General features: G+C 39.1%; 16 protein-coding genes. 7 read left to right on the top strand and 9 right to left on the bottom strand.

Annotated features, from left to right (window positions below; genetic code table 11):
- Positions 1 to 29: 29 nt before the first annotated feature.
- Both ABN217_RS12420 and ABN217_RS12415 read left to right on the top strand, forming a co-directional pair.
- Positions 30 to 3,083 (top strand): TonB-dependent receptor domain-containing protein, encoded by a 3,054-nt coding sequence (locus ABN217_RS12420; RefSeq protein ID WP_349459475.1) that lies wholly within the window; start codon positions 30 to 32, stop codon positions 3,081 to 3,083.
- A 27-nt stretch (positions 3,084 to 3,110) separates the two neighbouring features.
- Positions 3,111 to 3,905 carry a TonB family protein gene (locus tag ABN217_RS12415; RefSeq protein ID WP_349459474.1) on the top strand — a complete coding sequence of 265 codons (795 nt, stop codon included), beginning with the start codon at positions 3,111 to 3,113 and terminating at the stop codon, positions 3,903 to 3,905.
- A 73-nt stretch (positions 3,906 to 3,978) separates the two neighbouring features.
- Here ABN217_RS12415 and ABN217_RS12410 read toward each other — a convergent pair whose 3' ends face one another.
- The 8 genes from ABN217_RS12410 to rpmH form a co-directional block, all read right to left on the bottom strand.
- The gene (locus ABN217_RS12410) at positions 3,979 to 4,440 is read right to left on the bottom strand and encodes a DUF1097 domain-containing protein (protein WP_349459473.1); all 462 of its coding nucleotides are present in this window, start codon (positions 4,438 to 4,440) and stop codon (positions 3,979 to 3,981) included.
- A gap of 244 nt (positions 4,441 to 4,684) precedes the next feature.
- On the bottom strand, positions 4,685 to 4,828 hold the full coding sequence (locus ABN217_RS12405) for a hypothetical protein (RefSeq protein WP_196554679.1): 144 nt from the start codon (positions 4,826 to 4,828) through the stop codon (positions 4,685 to 4,687).
- A complete protein-coding gene (locus ABN217_RS12400; RefSeq protein ID WP_072070485.1) occupies positions 4,829 to 5,086 on the bottom strand; it encodes a helix-turn-helix domain-containing protein in 258 nt (85 codons plus the stop codon).
- A 120-nt stretch (positions 5,087 to 5,206) separates the two neighbouring features.
- The gene (gene mnmE, locus ABN217_RS12395) at positions 5,207 to 6,571 is read right to left on the bottom strand and encodes a tRNA uridine-5-carboxymethylaminomethyl(34) synthesis GTPase MnmE (protein ID WP_023583363.1); all 1,365 of its coding nucleotides are present in this window, start codon (positions 6,569 to 6,571) and stop codon (positions 5,207 to 5,209) included.
- Positions 6,572 to 6,701: 130 nt separating this feature from the next.
- Positions 6,702 to 8,342: a membrane protein insertase YidC gene (gene yidC, locus ABN217_RS12390; protein WP_196554651.1), complete on the bottom strand. Its 1,641-nt coding sequence runs from the start codon at positions 8,340 to 8,342 to the stop codon at positions 6,702 to 6,704.
- Positions 8,343 to 8,344: 2 nt separating this feature from the next.
- Positions 8,345 to 8,605: a membrane protein insertion efficiency factor YidD gene (gene yidD / locus ABN217_RS12385; protein ID WP_072070482.1), complete on the bottom strand. Its 261-nt coding sequence runs from the start codon at positions 8,603 to 8,605 to the stop codon at positions 8,345 to 8,347.
- On the bottom strand, positions 8,569 to 8,928 hold the full coding sequence (rnpA, locus tag ABN217_RS12380) for a ribonuclease P protein component (RefSeq protein WP_071788569.1): 360 nt from the start codon (positions 8,926 to 8,928) through the stop codon (positions 8,569 to 8,571). The genes yidD and rnpA overlap by 37 nt, the downstream gene beginning before the upstream one ends.
- A gap of 17 nt (positions 8,929 to 8,945) precedes the next feature.
- Positions 8,946 to 9,089, bottom strand: a complete 144-nt coding sequence (gene rpmH / locus ABN217_RS12375; protein WP_036933424.1) for a 50S ribosomal protein L34 — start codon at positions 9,087 to 9,089, stop codon at positions 8,946 to 8,948.
- A 754-nt stretch (positions 9,090 to 9,843) separates the two neighbouring features.
- On the opposite strand from rpmH, the gene dnaA reads away from it, so the two are divergent.
- Genes dnaA through gyrB form a run of 4 tightly spaced genes read left to right on the top strand, consistent with a single transcriptional unit; the run spans position 9,844 to position 15,887 of the window.
- Entirely contained in the window at positions 9,844 to 11,244 is a 1,401-nt protein-coding gene (gene dnaA, locus ABN217_RS12370) for a chromosomal replication initiator protein DnaA (protein WP_349441484.1), read from the top strand.
- Between the two features lie 4 nt (positions 11,245 to 11,248).
- Complete coding sequence (gene dnaN / locus ABN217_RS12365) at positions 11,249 to 12,352, top strand: DNA polymerase III subunit beta (protein ID WP_072070480.1); 1,104 nt, start codon at positions 11,249 to 11,251, stop codon at positions 12,350 to 12,352.
- Positions 12,353 to 12,363: 11 nt separating this feature from the next.
- Positions 12,364 to 13,452 carry a DNA replication/repair protein RecF gene (recF, locus tag ABN217_RS12360; RefSeq protein WP_196554650.1) on the top strand — a complete coding sequence of 363 codons (1,089 nt, stop codon included), beginning with the start codon at positions 12,364 to 12,366 and terminating at the stop codon, positions 13,450 to 13,452.
- Between the two features lie 20 nt (positions 13,453 to 13,472).
- A complete protein-coding gene (gene gyrB, locus ABN217_RS12355; protein WP_196554649.1) occupies positions 13,473 to 15,887 on the top strand; it encodes a DNA topoisomerase (ATP-hydrolyzing) subunit B in 2,415 nt (804 codons plus the stop codon).
- Positions 15,888 to 15,986: 99 nt separating this feature from the next.
- Here the strand turns inward: gyrB and asd are convergent, their stop codons facing one another.
- Positions 15,987 to 17,093, bottom strand: coding sequence for an aspartate-semialdehyde dehydrogenase (asd, locus tag ABN217_RS12350; protein ID WP_115351322.1), 1,107 nt, complete (start codon positions 17,091 to 17,093; stop codon positions 15,987 to 15,989).
- 472 nt (positions 17,094 to 17,565) lie between these two features.
- Here asd and ABN217_RS12345 point away from each other — a divergent pair, with 472 nt between their 5' ends.
- Complete coding sequence (locus tag ABN217_RS12345; RefSeq protein WP_072070476.1) at positions 17,566 to 18,135, top strand: class I SAM-dependent methyltransferase; 570 nt, start codon at positions 17,566 to 17,568, stop codon at positions 18,133 to 18,135.
- Positions 18,136 to 18,153: the final 18 nt, after the last annotated feature.

The following is an 18,153-nucleotide window of genomic DNA, read 5'->3' as shown; positions in this document are numbered from 1 at the left end:
CTTCCTTTATTAATTGAATAGGTAAAACAATGCATGTAATGCTTTTTAGAAAGCGGAAAATTGTTTCAATCTTCGTTTCTCTATCGCTAATTTCTCCTTGCTTTTATCTGCAAGCCAAAGAAGATAAAACCGATCTTGGTCATATTCAGATTTCTGATAATAAAGAAAAAGATACCGAAGGTTATTCACAAGTTTATGAGAAAGACGTCTCTAATGTTTATTTAGGCAAAGAGCTATTAGAGCGTTATCAAGGTGTTTCTCCTGCAGATTTACTCAAAAGTGCCATTGGAGTTTATAGTGGTGAAGCGCGTAATGGTGGGGCGCTTGATCCGAATATTCGGGGTATTCAAGGGCAAGGGCGAATTCCTGTTACGGTGGATGGCACAGAGCAAGCAATTACGGTTTATCGTGGTTACAGTGGTGCTTCTAATCGTAACTATATTGATTCTAATCTGATTAGCAGTATCTATATTGAAAAAGGTCCTTCATTAACCCCTGATATGAAAACAGGTATTGGTGGTGGTATTGCAGTAAAAACCTTAGGTATCCGAGATATTGTCCCTATTGGTGATTCTTTTGGGATTAATTTTAAAGGGGATATCAGTAATAACTCTACACGGTATAAAGAAGTTTATACAAATATGATTGAGGATTACCGCTATTATCCAACGTTTTACCAGCAACATGCTTACATTATTGATCCTGCTTTAGAAATAACCCCTCAAAAAAGCAAATTAGAAAACTTTAAAGATTATTCATTTCGTCTTGGGTTAGGTTTTGAAGAAGAAAAGTTTAATTTACTATTTGCTTATGCACTGCGAGAAAAAGGAAATTACTTTGCAGGAAAAAGGAATGCCAAAAAATATAGTGAGGATAATGAAGACTTATTAGAATCGGTTCATGTCAGAGATGGGACAAAAAACTTTGATCCTTATTTACCTTTTATTGCTCATATTTATCGACCTGATAATGAAGTACCGAATACCTCTAATCGTAGTCGCTCTCTTTTAGTCAAAGGAACATTATTTCCTGAATCAACGCACCGTTTTTCGATTAACTATCGATATACTGACTTATTGTTTGGCGATATTATGCCATCACGTTTAAGTTGGGTTCGTTATGATAAAAATTTAGTCAACCAGTGGCCTCTGGGGAATATTACACAACAAGCAGGCATATTAACCTATCAATATAAACCCGAAGATAAAAAAACAGATTTACTGTTACGGTTATGGGGCAATTTAACTACGGGTCATACTAATACGCGAGGAGGAAAACCAAGGGAGCCAAAACAAGTTGACTCGTTTTCTAGTAGAAATACACAATGGAATCTCAGTTATGAAACTGGGTTTATTGATACTTCTTCTCTTTATCAAGAGAATAATCGTTATGGTATTGATATATCCTCGATATTTAAATTATCACCGCAATTTTCTATTGCATTTTCCAGTTATTATCAATTTGAGAAATTAGATAGTGATGAATTGGAATTACCTACAGGTTTTGATTTTGTTACCGCTGGGCGAGCAGGGCAACGTCATGAAATTAATTTAGCTCTTTCCACAGATTGGAAGCCACTGTCTTGGTTAGCCATTACCGCGGGTGGGAAATATCATTATTATCATTTAACAGATACTTTTTTAAATAATAAGCGGCGTAATAACGTAAAAGGTTATGAAAAATCACCGCCAATAAGAGGTTTTATTCTTCCTTATCGACGTACATTAACCGCGGAGGAGTATATATTATATCGAGCCATTAATCGGATAGATGTAGAAACGTTACCTGAAGAGATTAAAAATTATCGACGTTATCCAGAAATATATAAAAAAGTGCGAGAGTTTCAACAGTCTAAATTTATTTATCCTGAATATGAAAAATTATCACCTGAAATAAAAGAAAAGATTATTAATAGTAATGAAGTTAGAAGAATTCAGATTGATATGATGCAAGATGACTTTCTTCATGATGAACAAGGAAATCTCAACATAAAATCGTCTCAAAAACGCCTTATGGTCACGGAACATACCGTCATACTTTATGACGAAAATGGCGAATTATCTAAAAGTAACAATATGTTCTTAAGTGGTTATGCTGATATCAATGAAAAAGTGCCCGATCCTATTACAGGTAAATTAGTTAATAAATATGAAATGGGCGTGACAAAACCAATTTCTATTTATCTTGATGATGATAAAGATAATTTTGAATCTGAACCCAGCTATCAGCATGGGGCATTTTCACCACTCGTGTCTGCAACGGTGTATGCCAGTGATATATTGCGTTTTTATGGGCGTTATACTGAGCAGCTACGATTACCTAATTTATTTGAAGACACCAGTGGTTTTTCAGGCTCTAAAGCCCGTTATTACGGTTTTAAATTAAAACCCGAGCGTGCGAAAAGTACAGAGTTTGGGGTTGTGTTTGATTTGACCGATTGGCTTAATGTCGAGCGCCATGCTGATATTAAAATAAATTATTTTTATACCAATATCGAAAATGTGTTTGATAGAGATGCGAATTGGCAAATTAGGCAATTTGAAAAGCAAATATTAGAGGGGCTAGAAGTTCAAGCGCGCTTTGATAACGGTTTTATTTTTATGGATACCGCGCTTGTTTATAGTCATAAAAATAAGGTATGCGATAAAAATGCTTTTAGTCACTATGATCCCTTTGGTTTCTTGGGTATTAAAGATTGTATGACGGGCGGTTATCCGGGAGGTTTTTTACGTACTTCTATTCAGCCTAAATATTCGGTTAATTTACATTTAGGAACTCGTTGGTTAGATAATAAATTAGAAATAGGTAGCCGTTGGCTCTATTCATCAGAAGTAGAAAATAAAGATGAAAAATGGCTAAAAGAAAAATTACCAAGAGAAATGTACGGTAGAAATAATAACCCGATGCGTTGGGCAAAAGTCTTTACCGTTGATGGTTATATTAACTATCAATATAGCCCTAATTTATCGTTTGAAATAACGGGAAGTAATTTATTAAACGAATATTACATTGATCCACTAACGCGATCAGGTATGCCTGCACCCGGAAGAACGTTCCGATTAGGTGTGACTGCACAATTTTAATTAAAAGAGAGTAAGGAGCTTTTATTTATGTTGGCACTTTCTGTCAGGCATCCGCTTAATATTTACTACTGGTTAATAGGTATATCGTTAGTTTATATCGCCATATTAAGTTGGGTGTTACGTTCACTTTCTATGACAGAAAGTGCACACCATATTCATCAGCAACAAGAGAATACATTATCTGTTTATCAAGTGGTATTTTCACCCCCCCAGCAATCTACAGTGGTGCCTGAGCCTATTGAAAAAATTGAGCCTCAAGAGAGCGCTATTGTTTTACCGAGTTCAGAAAAAGGGGCGTTTGTTGAGGTACAAAAAAAACCACCTGAAAAAATAAGGGAAAAGCCCATACCTATAAAACCAATTACACCAGTAAAAAAACAGGTGATACAAGAAAAAGTAGAGCCAATAAAACAGCGTGATGTAGAAAGCCAAATAGCGCAAACGGCATCAGAAGCCTCGGCAGAAAGCTTAACACAACATACGGCAAGCTCATTAGCAGGAAGGAGTCATGCGTTAAGTGAGAAAGGAATAGGGCAAGGTGAATCTGATAATCACTATATTAGTTCACTGCGTCGAGAGATAGAGCGCCATAAACGTTATCCATCACAAGCTCGTCGCATGCAACATGAAGGTCAGGTAGTGGTGAGTTTTTCACTAACATCAGAAGGTACAATTTCAAGGGTTGAGATAGAAAGTACTTCAGGTATTTCTTCTCTTGATAATGCGGCCATTGCGGCGGTTAAACGCGTAAAACCCATTGGCCCTAAACCTGAAAACCTATTAGATCCTTTAATTGTCTCATTAGATTTTCAATTAAAATAATCGAAAAGTGATTAAAAGAAAAAAGCGGTTTTAGATTATCTAGATACCGCTTTTTATTGTGCCATAATCCATATTAAGCTGTTTTTGGCCATTTATTGGCAATCCAAAGTCCACTCATTTTCATTGCATAACCAAATAAAACACCTACAATTAGCGAGGGAATGGTTTGAATGAGCTCGCCTTGCGCTGCAAAAATGGTACATGCTCCAATAAAAGTGCCGGGAATATAAGCAAGTAAGGCGCTTTTAGCTTGAATGCACATTATGAAGGCAATTACACCCGTTACGGCATAGCCGAAAATAGAAATATCATTAAAAAACTGGCTACCATAAATAATGGCTAATGCCCAAATTACGCCACTCATAATCGTTGCTATTGTGACAGCTAGTCCTTTAACACCTTCTTTAGGATAAGCAAAATAAGCGGTACAACCTAAAAAGCCGGCCCAGCTTAATAAATCAAATTGATTAGCAACAAATGCCCAAATGGCAGAAAGAATGCCTGTTGTCAGCGCAGTAAAATAAAGCGTTCTCACGATAGACTCTTAAATATAAGGGGGATATTTACCCAGTTAACTAAAGGCGAAGTTTAGCATTGTCATTGACTGATTTTCTATATTTAGATCATTAAACATCATAATTTAAATACGTATTTTTTCTCTATGTAAAATCTATTTTTCTTTTAAAAAAATGGAAAGGTAAAGTAAACGATTGCGTTATTTAATCTATGATTAAATAAAAAATCACGAGATACATTATTTGATATTTATTGTTAATCGTTTAATTAAAAAGAGTATTAAATAATATAGAAAATAAAAAAAAGATAAGTAACTCTTCAGCATATTGGAATGAATGCGCACCTGAGCTTTTTTTAGTAAAAATACCCACATAATATTCATTCATATACACATCAAGGCTCGCCATTTACCACTCCTCTTTCCATTCACTTTTGTGTGCTAAATTATTTTTAGCATCTTTAGGATGAATTTCCATCTCTAAATTGAGTGCGGAGAGCAGTTTGAAAAAGGTTTCTAGCTTGGTGGAATTAGGATTAAGTTCAAAATTGGATACGGTGTCTTGTCGAATTCCCACTTTTTGGGCAACTTTACCTTGAGACAGTTTTTTTGTTAATCGAACATCTTTTAGATGTACGCTAAGTTGATAGGCGTTAATTATAATCATCATCTACTACCGGTTATAGGCGTTAATATCTAATATACCGGTTATAGCGTGTAGATCTGATTTTACCTGCTATAACCGTTAAGTTGAAAATTACACGGTGTAGCAGGTAAAATTTAGTGGTTACTTCCCAATACAGAAACTAGAGAAAATACGACCTAATAAATCATCAGAAGTAAATTCACCAGTGATCTCACTTAATGCTTGTTGAGCGAGCCTCAACTCTTCTGCCAATAATTCACCTGATTTTGCATAAACTAATTGTTCATGACCTTGCTGTAAGTGCTCTGCTGCGGTATTTAAGGCTTGTAAGTGGCGACGACGAGCCAAGAAACCACCTTCAGTATTACTATTAAAGCCCATTGCTTCTTTTAGGTGATCGCGCAGTAACTCGATACCCATACCATCACGGGCAGATAAGCGGATCATCGGGTAGTTACCTTGTGCTGTGATCTCGACATTTTCCCCTGTTAAGTCTGATTTGTTACGAATAACAGTAACAGGTAAGGTATTTGGTAAGCGAGCCATAAACTCAGGCCAGATATCTTCAGGTGTTGTTGCATCGGTTGTGGTGCTATCAACCATAAATAGCACTCTGTCTGCTTGCTCAATCTCTTTCCAAGCACGTTCAATACCAATGCGTTCTACTTCATCACTGGCTTCACGTAAGCCTGCTGTATCGATAATATGCAATGGCATACCATCAATATGAATATGCTCACGTAATACATCACGAGTTGTACCGGCAATATCCGTGACAATCGCCGCTTCTCGACCGGCTAATGCATTTAATAGGCTTGATTTACCTGCATTCGGGCGACCAGCGATCACCACTTTCATCCCTTCACGTAACAAGCTACCTTGGCGAGCTTGGGCACGAACATCATCTAATTCAGCAATAACGGCATTAAGTTTTCCTTCAATGATACCGTCAGAAAGAAAATCAATCTCTTCGTCAGGGAAATCAATGGCCGCTTCAACATAGATACGTAAGTGAGTTAATGACTCTACCATCTCGTTAATATGAGAGGAAAAAGCACCTTGTAATGAATTAATTGCTGAACGAGCCGCTTGTTCTGAGCTGGCATCAATTAAATCAGCAATGGCTTCTGCTTGTGCTAAATCGAGTTTGTCATTTAAAAATGCACGTTCAGAAAATTCCCCTGGATTTGCAATACGCACACCGGGAATTTGTAAAATACGTTTTAGTAATAAATCTAGAATAACGGGGCCACCATGGCCTTGTAGTTCTAGAACATCTTCACCTGTAAATGAGTTCGGATTTGGGAAGAAAAGGGCGATACCCTGATCAAGTACTGAGTTGTCATCATTGCGAAATGGCAGGTAATCGGCATAACGAGGTTTAGGCAATTTACCTAAAACGGTTTGCGCCACAAGGGCAGCTTTCGGGCCAGAAACGCGTAGGATACCAACACCGCCTCTTCCCGGAGGTGTGGCCTGAGCGACGATAGTATCAGTGCTATGCATGGTGTACTCGCTTAATCAGAATAATCATATAAATATAAAAAACAGAAGGCGGTCATTGTAGACCGCCTTCGCTATTTTATGTCACTTTCCTTTGAATGTAACCAAGGAAGAGGTTTTTCCTCATGTGACCTTATTTTTTGTCTCTGCTGTGTAAGCCACGTTTTTCCAGACCGCGGTAAATTAACTGCTGCTGGATGATGGTCACTAAGTTACTGACGATATAGTACAGAACCAGACCTGATGGGAACCACAGGAAGAATACAGTAAACACAACCGGCATAAAGGTCATGATTTTTTGTTGCATCGGATCAGTCACTGCTGTTGGAGACAGTTTCTGAATGATGAACATAGTTACACCCATTAATAATGGCAGGATGTAGTATGGGTCTTGTGCAGACAAGTCTTGGATCCATAACATAAATGGAGCATGACGTAATTCAACCGAGCCCATCAGCATGTAATACAACGCAAGGAAGATTGGCATCTGGATAATCAGTGGTAAACAACCACCCAGAGGGTTCACTTTCTCTTGTTTGTATAACGCCATCATTTCTTGGCTCATACGTTGTTTGTCATCACCAATACGTTCACGCAGAGCAGCCAGTTTTGGTTGCAGTAAACGCATTTTCGCCATGGAGGTGTACTGCGCTTTGGTTAGCGGGTACATGATACCACGAACGATAAAGGTGATCATGATGATGGAGAAGCCCCAGTTACCGATAAAGCTGTGAAGGAATTTCAACAGTTTAAACAGTGGTTGAGAGATAAACCATAACCAACCATAGTCTACAGACAGGTCTAAATGTGGCGCGATAGCGGACATTTCAGACTGAATTTCAGGGCCAACCCATAATGTAGAGGTGATGTCAGCCGTACTATTTGGTGCAATAGTAACAGGTGCTGATTTATAACCAATCAGAGCAATGGATTTATTTTCTAAAGTAATTGAGTAGAAGTTATTGTTCTGACTATCTTTAGAAGGAACCCATGCTGTTGCGAAGTATTGTTGTAACATCGCAACCCAACCATTATTCGTGGTTAGAGATAAGTTTTTATCTTCGATATCACCAAAGCTATATTTTTTATAGTTGGTTTCATCTGAGGAATATGCCGCACCACGATAAGTGTGTAGCGCAAAGTTGCTGCTACCCGTATCACGGCTTTCTGGCAATTTAACAGATTGTTTTAACTGACCGTAGAAGTTCATTGTCAGTGTTTTATCTGTTGTATTCTCAATTTTGTATTCAATACCGATATCGTACTGACCTTTTTTCAGAACAAAGGTTTTGACGAATTTTACGCCTTCTTCATTCACAAAAGTCATAGGTACACGTAATTCATCCTGATTTTCACCAAGTACGAATTCATTTTTATCAGCAGTATAAATTGGGCGAGATTTCTGATCTGGACCATCTGGGCCAATTAAGCCGCTTTGAGCCTGATACAGGAATTGAGGTGTAGTTTCCAGTAAACGGAAAGGTGTCTGTGAATTAAGCTCGGCGGGATAGGCTAACAAATCAGCCTCATCGATTGTACCGCCTTGAGTATTGATACTAAGATCAAGTACATCAGTTTTTACGGTAATCAATTTTGCCTGCTCATTGCTGTTACCAGTTACAGCAAGACTATCACTACTTGGCATGTCCGCTTGTTGCGAGATCTGAGTAGTAGTGGTGGTGTTTTGTGAAACTTTATCACCCTCCCACTGCTGCCAGATCAGGAAAGAAACGAACAGCAAAGCGATGAATAGAAGATTGCGTTGCGAATCCATCGTTAATTTTCTCTGTTATCGTCGTTTTTTCTAGGTGGGACAGGATCATCACCACCTTCGTGTAAAGGGTGGCATTTTAATATGCGTTTCACTGTTAACCAACTACCTTTTATCATTCCAAACCTGCGCAATGCCTCAATTCCATAATGAGAGCACGTAGGATTAAAACGACAACGAGGCCCCAACAGAGGACTAATCCCCAGTTGATAGCCCCTAATCAGCAAGATCAGGACTTTTGAGCCAAGCGACAATGACGACGCCATAATTTACCCAACACTTCCGTCAATTGGTGGTTATCAAGTTCAGCAACCCCTTTTCTTACTAATAACACAAAATCCATCGGCGGTAATTCATGCTGATGTAAACGAAAGTATTCACGGGCTAATCGTTTAATACGATTGCGCTCATGAGCACGTTTAACGTTTTTCTTTGCGATTGTTAGACCGATGCGGGGATGCCCCAGCTCATTCTGGCGACCCAAAATAGTAACTTCTGGTGAACTCGCGCGTTGTGGTTGCTGGAAAACAAAATTGAAATGCTTGGGAGTTAACAAACGTAACTCCCTTGGAAAAGCGAGCTTAACCACGGAATGGTTAGCTTTTATTATTTCGAAGAAACGGTCAGACGAGAGCGGCCTTTCGCACGACGGCGAGCCAGAACCTGACGACCATTTTTAGTGGCCATACGAGCGCGGAAGCCGTGGTTACGGTTGCGCTTCAGTACAGACGGTTGAAAAGTGCGTTTCATGGCGATTTCTACCTACTTAATATAATTACTGATTCAGCAAATGCGTTGACAGACAGGCGTGCAATAAATAAACAAACCAGTACTTCAATCGCAGCATCAATGATGGAAAGATGCGGGATTGTAATAAAATCACTCAAATGCGTCAATCAAGATGACGCTTTAAGTACCGATTTTTGTCGTCTTTTTTAGCAAACCCGATAATCAATCCTGACTTATGCGCAACGAGTACGCTTATTAGCGACCTAAAAGAGCGCCTTAATAAGTGACTTTGTTGGTACAAGCACGCAGGGTGCAAGATTATACGGACTCATGGTGAAAGCGCAAGGATCTTTGGTGGATCAAGTGAGAGATATTTGATCACTTACTATAAGAAGAGAAGATTTATACAAAGAGAAAGTTATCCCCAATTGCTATTTATAGGGCGACTCAAGTACACTAGAACGCCTTTGCATATTTCATTTGGTGAATTATCACAAATCATCAAGCCTGTGGATAAAAACCATAAAAACTGTGCAAAAGAAAGAGGATCTTCGTTTCATTTTGCGATATGATCCCCCGTCACGATCAGAATAGCCAGTCTGCGATCGTGAATCACGATGTAAATAAATCGTTGTCACCAAGAGTTGTTCCTTATTAAGAATTGAAGAGGAACGATGTTGTGCACTTTGTGTTTAAGCACGCTGTGTTTAGCTACATTGTAGAACTGCATTTTTCCTGTTTATTTTTTAGTCTTGTTTTTTTAGGGGAGTCCGCCGTGTCACTTTCGCTTTGGCAGCATTGTCTTGCCCGATTGCAGGATGAGTTACCTGCCACTGAATTTAGTATGTGGATACGTCCCTTGCAGGCAGAATTAAGCGATAATACGCTGGCGCTGTATGCACCTAATCGTTTTGTTTTGGATTGGGTAAGAGAAAAATACATTAATAATATCAATGCGTTATTGGTGGATTTTTGTGGCTCTGAAGTCCCTTCTTTACGTTTTGAAGTGGGTAATAAACCTGCATCGACACGTACACCGGAAAGTATTCCTAAAGCTGTTGTACACCCAACAGTAAATACGGCACCTACGTATAGTCAGCCCGTTCGCCCTAGCTGGGATAACCAACCTGCGTCTCAACTACCTGAGCTGAATTATCGCTCTAACGTTAACCCAAAACATAAGTTTGATAACTTTGTTGAAGGTAAATCTAACCAGTTAGCGAGAGCCGCAGCAAGACAAGTTGCTGATAATCCTGGTGGTGCTTATAACCCGCTTTTTTTATATGGTGGAACAGGGCTGGGTAAAACGCACTTGTTACATGCAGTGGGTAACAGCATTATGGAACGTAAAGCGAATGCAAAAGTGGTTTATATGCATTCTGAACGTTTCGTACAAGATATGGTAAAAGCGTTACAAAATAATGCGATAGAAGACTTTAAACGTTATTACCGTTCTGTGGATGCACTATTAATTGATGATATTCAATTTTTTGCCAATAAAGAGCGTTCACAAGAAGAATTTTTTCATACCTTTAACGCATTGTTAGAAGGTAATCAGCAAATTATCTTAACCTCAGACCGTTATCCTAAAGAGATTAACGGTGTTGAAGATAGATTAAAATCACGCTTTGGTTGGGGATTAACGGTGGCGATTGAACCACCAGAACTTGAAACCCGAGTGGCGATTTTGATGAAAAAAGCGGATGAAAACCAAATTCAATTACCTGACGAAGTGGCCTTTTTTATTGCCAAAAGACTTCGTTCTAACGTCCGTGAGCTTGAAGGTGCATTAAACCGAGTGATTGCTAACGCGAATTTTACAGGTCGTGCGATTACTATCGACTTTGTACGTGAAGCATTACGTGATTTACTCGCTTTACAAGAAAAATTAGTCACTATCGATAATATTCAAAAAACAGTTGCTGAATATTATAAAATTAAAGTGGCCGATTTACTGTCGAAGCGGAGATCCCGATCGGTTGCCCGTCCGAGGCAAATGGCAATGGCGCTGGCAAAGGAACTCACAAACCACAGCTTGCCTGAAATCGGGGATGCCTTTGGTGGTCGTGATCATACAACTGTTCTTCATGCATGCCGTAAAATAGAGCAATTGCGTGAAGAAAGTCACGATATCAAAGAAGATTTTTCTAACTTAATCAGAACATTATCATCCTAGCGCTATGAAATTTATCATTGAACGTGAACAGCTTCTTAAGCCGCTACAACAAGTGAGTGGCCCTTTAGGTGGTCGTCCTACCTTACCTATTTTAGGTAACTTATTGCTTAAGGTAACTGAAAACACCTTATCACTAACAGGAACTGACCTTGAAATGGAGATGGTGGCAAGAGTTAACCTCAGTCAGTCTCATGAAATTGGCGCCACAACTGTTCCTGCGCGTAAGTTTTTTGATATTTGGCGTGGGTTACCTGAAGGCGCAGAAATTAGTGTTGAACTTGATGGTGATCGCCTTTTAGTGCGCTCAGGTCGTAGCCGTTTTTCATTATCAACTTTACCCGCATCTGATTTTCCTAACTTAGATGATTGGCAAAGTGATGTTGAATTTATCTTGCCACAAGCAACATTAAAACGCCTTATTGAATCCACGCAGTTTTCAATGGCACATCAAGATGTGCGTTATTACCTCAACGGTATGTTATTTGAAACTGAAAACACAGAATTACGCACAGTTGCAACAGATGGGCACCGTTTAGCCGTATGTTCGATGGATATCGGACAATCTTTACCTGGTCACTCGGTTATTGTTCCTCGTAAAGGTGTTATTGAATTAATGCGCCTACTGGATGGTGGTGGTGAAAGTTCACTGCAACTGCAAATCGGTAGCAACAATATACGCGCGCATGTAGGTGATTTTATTTTTACCTCGAAGTTGGTTGATGGTCGTTTCCCTGACTATCGTCGCGTATTACCGAAAAACCCAACCAAAACAGTGATTGCAGGTTGTGATATTCTTAAGCAGGCATTTTCTCGTGCTGCGATTTTATCTAATGAGAAATTCCGCGGTGTGCGTATTAACCTCACTAGTGGTCAATTAAAAATCACAGCCAACAACCCTGAGCAAGAAGAAGCAGAAGAAATTGTTGATGTTCAGTATCAAGGTGAAGAAATGGAAATTGGCTTTAATGTCAGTTATCTCCTTGATGTATTGAATACCTTGAAATGTGAAGAAGTTAAGCTATTACTGACTGATGCCGTTTCAAGTGTTCAAGTTGAAAATGTGGCAAGTTCTGCGGCTGCTTATGTTGTTATGCCAATGCGTTTATAATAGTCACTAACATGATTTTATCCCGTTTATTGATCCGCCATTTTAGAAATATCGAACAGGCGGATCTGCCATTAGCGGATGGCTTTAATTTTCTTGTTGGACCAAACGGGAGTGGTAAAACAAGTATACTTGAAGCGATTTACACCTTAGGACATGGACGAGCATTTCGTAGTTCTCAAGCAAATCGCGTGATCCAACATGATGAAAATGAATTTATTCTTCATGGGCGTTTAAGTGGGCTTAATGAAGAGAGCCGCAGCTATGCGATTGGGTTGAGTAAAGATCGCGAAGGTAATAGTACGGTACGCATTGACGGAAGCGATGGCCATAAAATTGCAGAATTAGCCAAATTATTACCCATGCAATTAATTACACCAGAAGGTTTTACTTTACTGAATGGTGGGCCTAAATATCGTCGCGCGTTTATCGATTGGGGTTGTTTTCATAATGAACCTCGATTTTTTGCTGCATGGTCAGATTTAAAACGTGTTTTAAAGCAACGTAACGCAGCACTAAGGCAAGCAACGTCTTATCGACAGCTAATGCCTTGGGATAAAGAACTTATCTTATTAACACAACAGATAAGTGAATGGCGAGCTCAATATACCGAAGATATCGCTAAAGATATTGAAGAAACGTGTCGTCTGTTTTTACCTGAATTTTCGCTGAAAGTCAGTTTTCAGCGGGGCTGGGATAAAGAAACTGATTATGGTGAGTTGCTAGCACGTCAATTTGAACGTGATAAAATGTTAGCCTATACCTCACTTGGTGCTCATAAGGCAGATCTACGCATTAGAGCAAACGGCACGCCAGTAGAAGATATGTTGTCACGAGGTCAGCTCAAGCTGTTGATGTGTGCTTTGAGACTGGCACAAGGTGAATATTTCACTCGTAAGAATGGGCAAAGATGCCTGTATCTGCTCGATGATTTTGCTTCCGAATTAGATGCAAGTCGGCGTCAGTTGTTAGCCGAGCGTCTAAAATCTACGCAAGCTCAGGTGTTTGTCAGTGCGATAACACAAGGGCAAGTGAAAGATATGCTAGATGTAAATAGCAGGCTATTTAGCGTAGAACGTGGCAAAATAGAGGTTAAACCATAGGAATAAAGCGAGAAACGTTGATGTCGAATACATATGACTCCTCAAGTATCAAAGTATTAAAAGGGCTGGATGCGGTGCGTAAGCGCCCGGGGATGTATATCGGGGATACAGATGATGGAACCGGTCTGCATCACATGGTCTTCGAGGTGGTCGACAACGCAATCGACGAAGCCCTCGCGGGTTTCTGTGATGAGATTATTGTCACTATCCATTCAGATAACTCCGTCTCTGTTCGAGATGATGGTCGTGGAATTCCAACCGGCATTCACCAAGAAGAGGGTGTTTCAGCAGCAGAAGTTATTATGACGGTTCTGCATGCTGGGGGTAAATTCGATGATAACTCCTATAAAGTCTCTGGTGGACTTCATGGTGTAGGGGTTTCTGTTGTTAATGCGTTGTCTGAAAAACTCGAACTGACTATTCATCGCGATGGAAAAATCCATCAGCAAATTTATCGTCATGGTGTACCTGATGATCGCTTAAAAGTGATTGGTGATACTGAAAAATCAGGAACATTTGTTCGCTTCTGGCCAAGTCTTGAAACCTTTAAAGGTGAGACTGAATTCCAGTATGAAATTTTAGCAAAACGTCTTCGTGAATTGTCATTCTTAAATTCAGGCGTTTCTATCCGTTTAATTGATAAACGTGATAATCGTGAAGATCATTTCCACTACGAAGGTGGTATTAAGGCATTCGTTGAATACTTAAGCCGTAATAAAACACCAATTCACCAAAATGTATTCTATTTCTCCACTGAAAAAGATGGCATTGGTGTTGAAGTTGCGATGCTGTGGAATGATGGTTTCCAAGAGAATGTGTATTGTTTTACCAACAATATTCCACAACGTGATGGTGGTACACACTTAGTTGGTTTCCGTACCGCAATGACTCGTACGTTAAACAACTATATGGATAAAGAAGGATTTAATAAGAAATCAAAAATCAGTGCAACGGGTGATGATGCTCGTGAAGGTCTGATTGCGGTTATTTCTGTTAAAGTCCCAGATCCTAAATTCTCATCACAAACAAAAGACAAACTGGTTTCTTCTGAAGTTAAAACAGCGGTAGAAACGCTGATGAACGAGAAGCTGGTGGAATATCTGTTAGAAAACCCAAATGACGCCAAAATCGTTGTTGGTAAAATTATTGATGCTGCTCGTGCTCGTGAAGCTGCACGTAAAGCGCGCGAGATGACACGTCGTAAAGGTGCTTTAGATTTAGGTGGCTTACCAGGTAAATTAGCAGACTGTTCTGAACGTGATCCTGCTTTCTCTGAACTGTATTTAGTGGAAGGGGACTCTGCGGGTGGCTCTGCAAAACAAGGGCGTAACCGTAAAACGCAGGCTATCTTGCCGTTAAAAGGTAAAATCCTAAACGTTGAGAAAGCGCGTTTTGATAAAATGCTGGCGTCTCAAGAAGTAGCAACATTAATCACAGCATTAGGTTGTGGTATCGGTCGTGATGAATATAACCCAGATAAACTGCGTTATCACAGCATTATCATCATGACGGATGCGGACGTCGATGGCTCTCACATTCGTACTCTGTTACTGACATTCTTCTATCGTCAAATGCCAGAAATTATCGAACGTGGTCATATCTTTATTGCTCAACCACCACTTTACAAAGTGAAGAAAGGCAAACAAGAGCAATACATCAAAGATGATGACGCGATGGACGAATACCTGATGTCGATAGCACTTGATGGTGCAGCTCTTTATATTAGTGAACATGCACCAGCAATGCACGGTGAGCAATTAGAAAAACTGGTTGTTGACTACCATGCTGCACATAAAATTATTCGTCGTATGGAGCGTATTTATCCACTGAGCATGTTAAATAGCTTGGTGTATCACTCAACGCTCACAGAAGAAGATTTATCTGACAAAACCAAAGTTGAAGAGTGGATGAGTGGTTTGGTCAACCGTTTAAATAATGCGGAAGAGCAAAGTAGTACTTATAGCTATACCATCACTCAAAACGATGAAAACCGTTTATTTGAGCCAGTGTTGCGTATCCGTACTTATGGTATTGATACAGACTATAAACTGGATTATGACTTTATCCACAGTAGTGAATATCAACGAATTACCCATTTAGGTGACATTATTGGGAACCTAATTGAAGAGGGAGCGTTTATTGAGCGTGGAGAGCGTCGTCAGGCGATTTCAAGTTTTGAAGAAGCGCTAGAGTGGTTAACAAAAGAATCACGTCGTGGCCTTGCTGTACAGCGTTATAAAGGTCTTGGTGAAATGAACCCAGAACAATTATGGGAAACCACCATGAACCCAGATACACGTCGTATGATGCAAGTGACCGTTAAAGATGCGATTGCAACGGATGAGCTATTTACTACGCTAATGGGTGATGCGGTTGAACCTCGTCGTGCCTTTATCGAAGAAAATGCGTTGAAAGCCGCAAATATTGATATCTAATAGATATCATTCCATCATGTAAAATAAAAACCAGCTAATTTATTGATTTTAGCTGGTTTTTTTATACTTACTGTTTACGCTCGGATGAATACGATGTAATTAACGCAAAATATTCAGCATACGGCGTAAAGGCTCAGCAGCACCCCATAACAATTGGTCACCGACAGTAAAAGCTGAAATAAATTCAGGACCCATATTCAGTTTACGAATACGCCCTACAGGTGTGCTTAATGTGCCGGTTACTGCCGCAGGTGTTAATTCGCGTATCGTTAATTCGCGATCATTGGGAATAACTTTTACCCAGTCGTTATGGCTAGCAAGTAATTGTTCAATTTCAGCAACAGGTAAATCTTTTTTCAGTTTTAGAGTAAATGCTTGGCTATGGCAACGTAATGCGCCAATACGAACGCAAAGACCATCAACAGGGATAATATTTGAACCAGTGTTTAAAATCTTATTGGTTTCTGCTTGTCCTTTCCACTCTTCTCGACTTTGGCCATTTTCTAATTGTTTATCAATCCAAGGGATCAAGCTACCAGCTAGAGGAACACCAAATTGCTCAGTTGGCATCGTACCACTGCGCGTAAAGTTAGTGACTTTACGTTCAATATCTAAGATGGCTGAAGCTGGGTTTTCAAGCTCTTTCACTACTTGATTATGTAGAGAGCCCATTTGTGACAGTAGCTCTCTCATATGACGAGCACCAGCCCCAGAAGCTGCTTGATAGGTGGAGACACTTGCCCACTCCACTAAGTTGTTAGTAAATAAACCACCTAATGACATCAGCATTAAACTAACAGTACAGTTACCACCAACAAAAGCTTTAATGCCTTTGTTTAAACTGTCTTGAATATGTTGACCGTTGACGGGATCGAGAATAATGACTGCATCATCATTCATACGTAACGCAGATGCGGCATCAATCCAGTAACCTTGCCAACCAGCTTGGCGCAGTTTTGGATAGATTTCATTGGTATAGTCACCACCTTGGCAACTAATAATAATATCGAGTGATGCTAGAGTATCAATATCATAAGCATCTTGCAGAGTGCTACGGTGATTACCATAAGCAGGTGCTGCTTCACCTAATTGAGATGTGGTGAAGAAAACAGGGTTTATCCCATCAAAATCACGTTCTTCAACCATTCTTTGCATTAAAACGGAGCCGACCATACCACGCCAGCCCACAAAACCAACATTTTTCATTGTAATTACCCTGTCTTTGTCTGTAGGAATAGTGAGAGACCTCACACTAACCTGACAAAATATAGAGATAGGTGCAAGTGAATTTATTGATTATTTACCAAAGAATTAGAAGTGTTTCTTATAGTCTTCGTAGAGTTAACAAAAGAAAGCCACAGAACGAACAAATATCAATGAGTTGTTAAAAAAGAAAATAGACTCGCCATAAAAATGTAAGAATATTCTGTTATATCTTATTTTGTTTTTTTGATAAACAAAAATATATTCTTGTTTAAGAAAATAGAGTAAAAATAGAAAAATGTAAAATAGTGTAATATATAAGAAAAACGTATTTACTTAGAGGTCACTCCAAGCTTTATACTAAACGCTATTGTTTAATAGATGATGTATTTTCATAAATAAAAAATAATGATGAAGGTTCTTCATTTTATATGAATTTTATTTCACCGCTTATTAAGTGGTGTTAGGAGGCGAAATGGATATATCAACAGTCATTCCATTATCTACGTACTACTCGTATTTAAAACGGTTTGTGATTTCACCAACCACGATGGGTACTATCGCGCCTTCATCTCGTTGGTTATGTTATGAAATGCTGGATAAACTTAATTGGCAACAGGACATTCAAGTTGCAGAGTTAGGTGCTGGTACAGGGGTTATTACCCAACAAATTTTAAAAAGAATGTCGGTGAATTCCTCATTAGATGTTTTTGAAATAGAACCTAGTTTTGCAACAGAATTAGATAAAATCGATGATAATCGATTAAAGGTTTATACCGCATCAGCGGAGAAATTAAACAGTCATTATAATATGATTATTTCAGGGTTACCTTTTTTATCTATACCAAAGAAAACAGGTTTAAGAATTTTAAAACGAGTGCATAAAGAGTTATTAAAAACACGAGGTTGTTTTGTGTTATTTCAATATACCACTCGATATGAAAAAACATTATCTCGCTATTTTCATTTAGAAAAAAAATTAGTCATGCTTAATGTTCCCCCTGCTTGGGTTTATTATTGCACGCCTAAAAATAATATAGGGTAAATGCAAGGCTTGCTCGCT

The sequence above is a fragment of the Proteus sp. fly-1067 genome, from assembly GCF_040139345.1.
In the GTDB taxonomy this organism is placed as follows: domain Bacteria; phylum Pseudomonadota; class Gammaproteobacteria; order Enterobacterales; family Enterobacteriaceae; genus Proteus; species Proteus vulgaris_B.
This window is presented reverse-complemented; position numbering and strand designations above follow the sequence as displayed.

Coding starts and splice junctions, on each gene's coding strand:
- ABN217_RS12405 (WP_196554679.1), bottom strand. CDS start 4,828: ATGGCGAGCCTTGATGTGTATATGAATGAATATTATGTGGGTATTTTT.
- ABN217_RS12400 (WP_072070485.1), bottom strand. CDS start 5,086: ATGATTATAATTAACGCCTATCAACTTAGCGTACATCTAAAAGATGTT.
- recF (WP_196554650.1), top strand. CDS start 12,364: ATGATTTTATCCCGTTTATTGATCCGCCATTTTAGAAATATCGAACAG.
- yidD (WP_072070482.1), bottom strand. CDS start 8,605: ATGGCGTCGTCATTGTCGCTTGGCTCAAAAGTCCTGATCTTGCTGATT.
- dnaN (WP_072070480.1), top strand. CDS start 11,249: ATGAAATTTATCATTGAACGTGAACAGCTTCTTAAGCCGCTACAACAA.
- yidC (WP_196554651.1), bottom strand. CDS start 8,342: ATGGATTCGCAACGCAATCTTCTATTCATCGCTTTGCTGTTCGTTTCT.
- asd (WP_115351322.1), bottom strand. CDS start 17,093: ATGAAAAATGTTGGTTTTGTGGGCTGGCGTGGTATGGTCGGCTCCGTT.
- ABN217_RS12420 (WP_349459475.1), top strand. CDS start 30: ATGCATGTAATGCTTTTTAGAAAGCGGAAAATTGTTTCAATCTTCGTT.
- gyrB (WP_196554649.1), top strand. CDS start 13,473: ATGTCGAATACATATGACTCCTCAAGTATCAAAGTATTAAAAGGGCTG.
- rpmH (WP_036933424.1), bottom strand. CDS start 9,089: ATGAAACGCACTTTTCAACCGTCTGTACTGAAGCGCAACCGTAACCAC.
- ABN217_RS12345 (WP_072070476.1), top strand. CDS start 17,566: ATGGATATATCAACAGTCATTCCATTATCTACGTACTACTCGTATTTA.
- mnmE (WP_023583363.1), bottom strand. CDS start 6,571: ATGCATAGCACTGATACTATCGTCGCTCAGGCCACACCTCCGGGAAGA.
- ABN217_RS12415 (WP_349459474.1), top strand. CDS start 3,111: ATGTTGGCACTTTCTGTCAGGCATCCGCTTAATATTTACTACTGGTTA.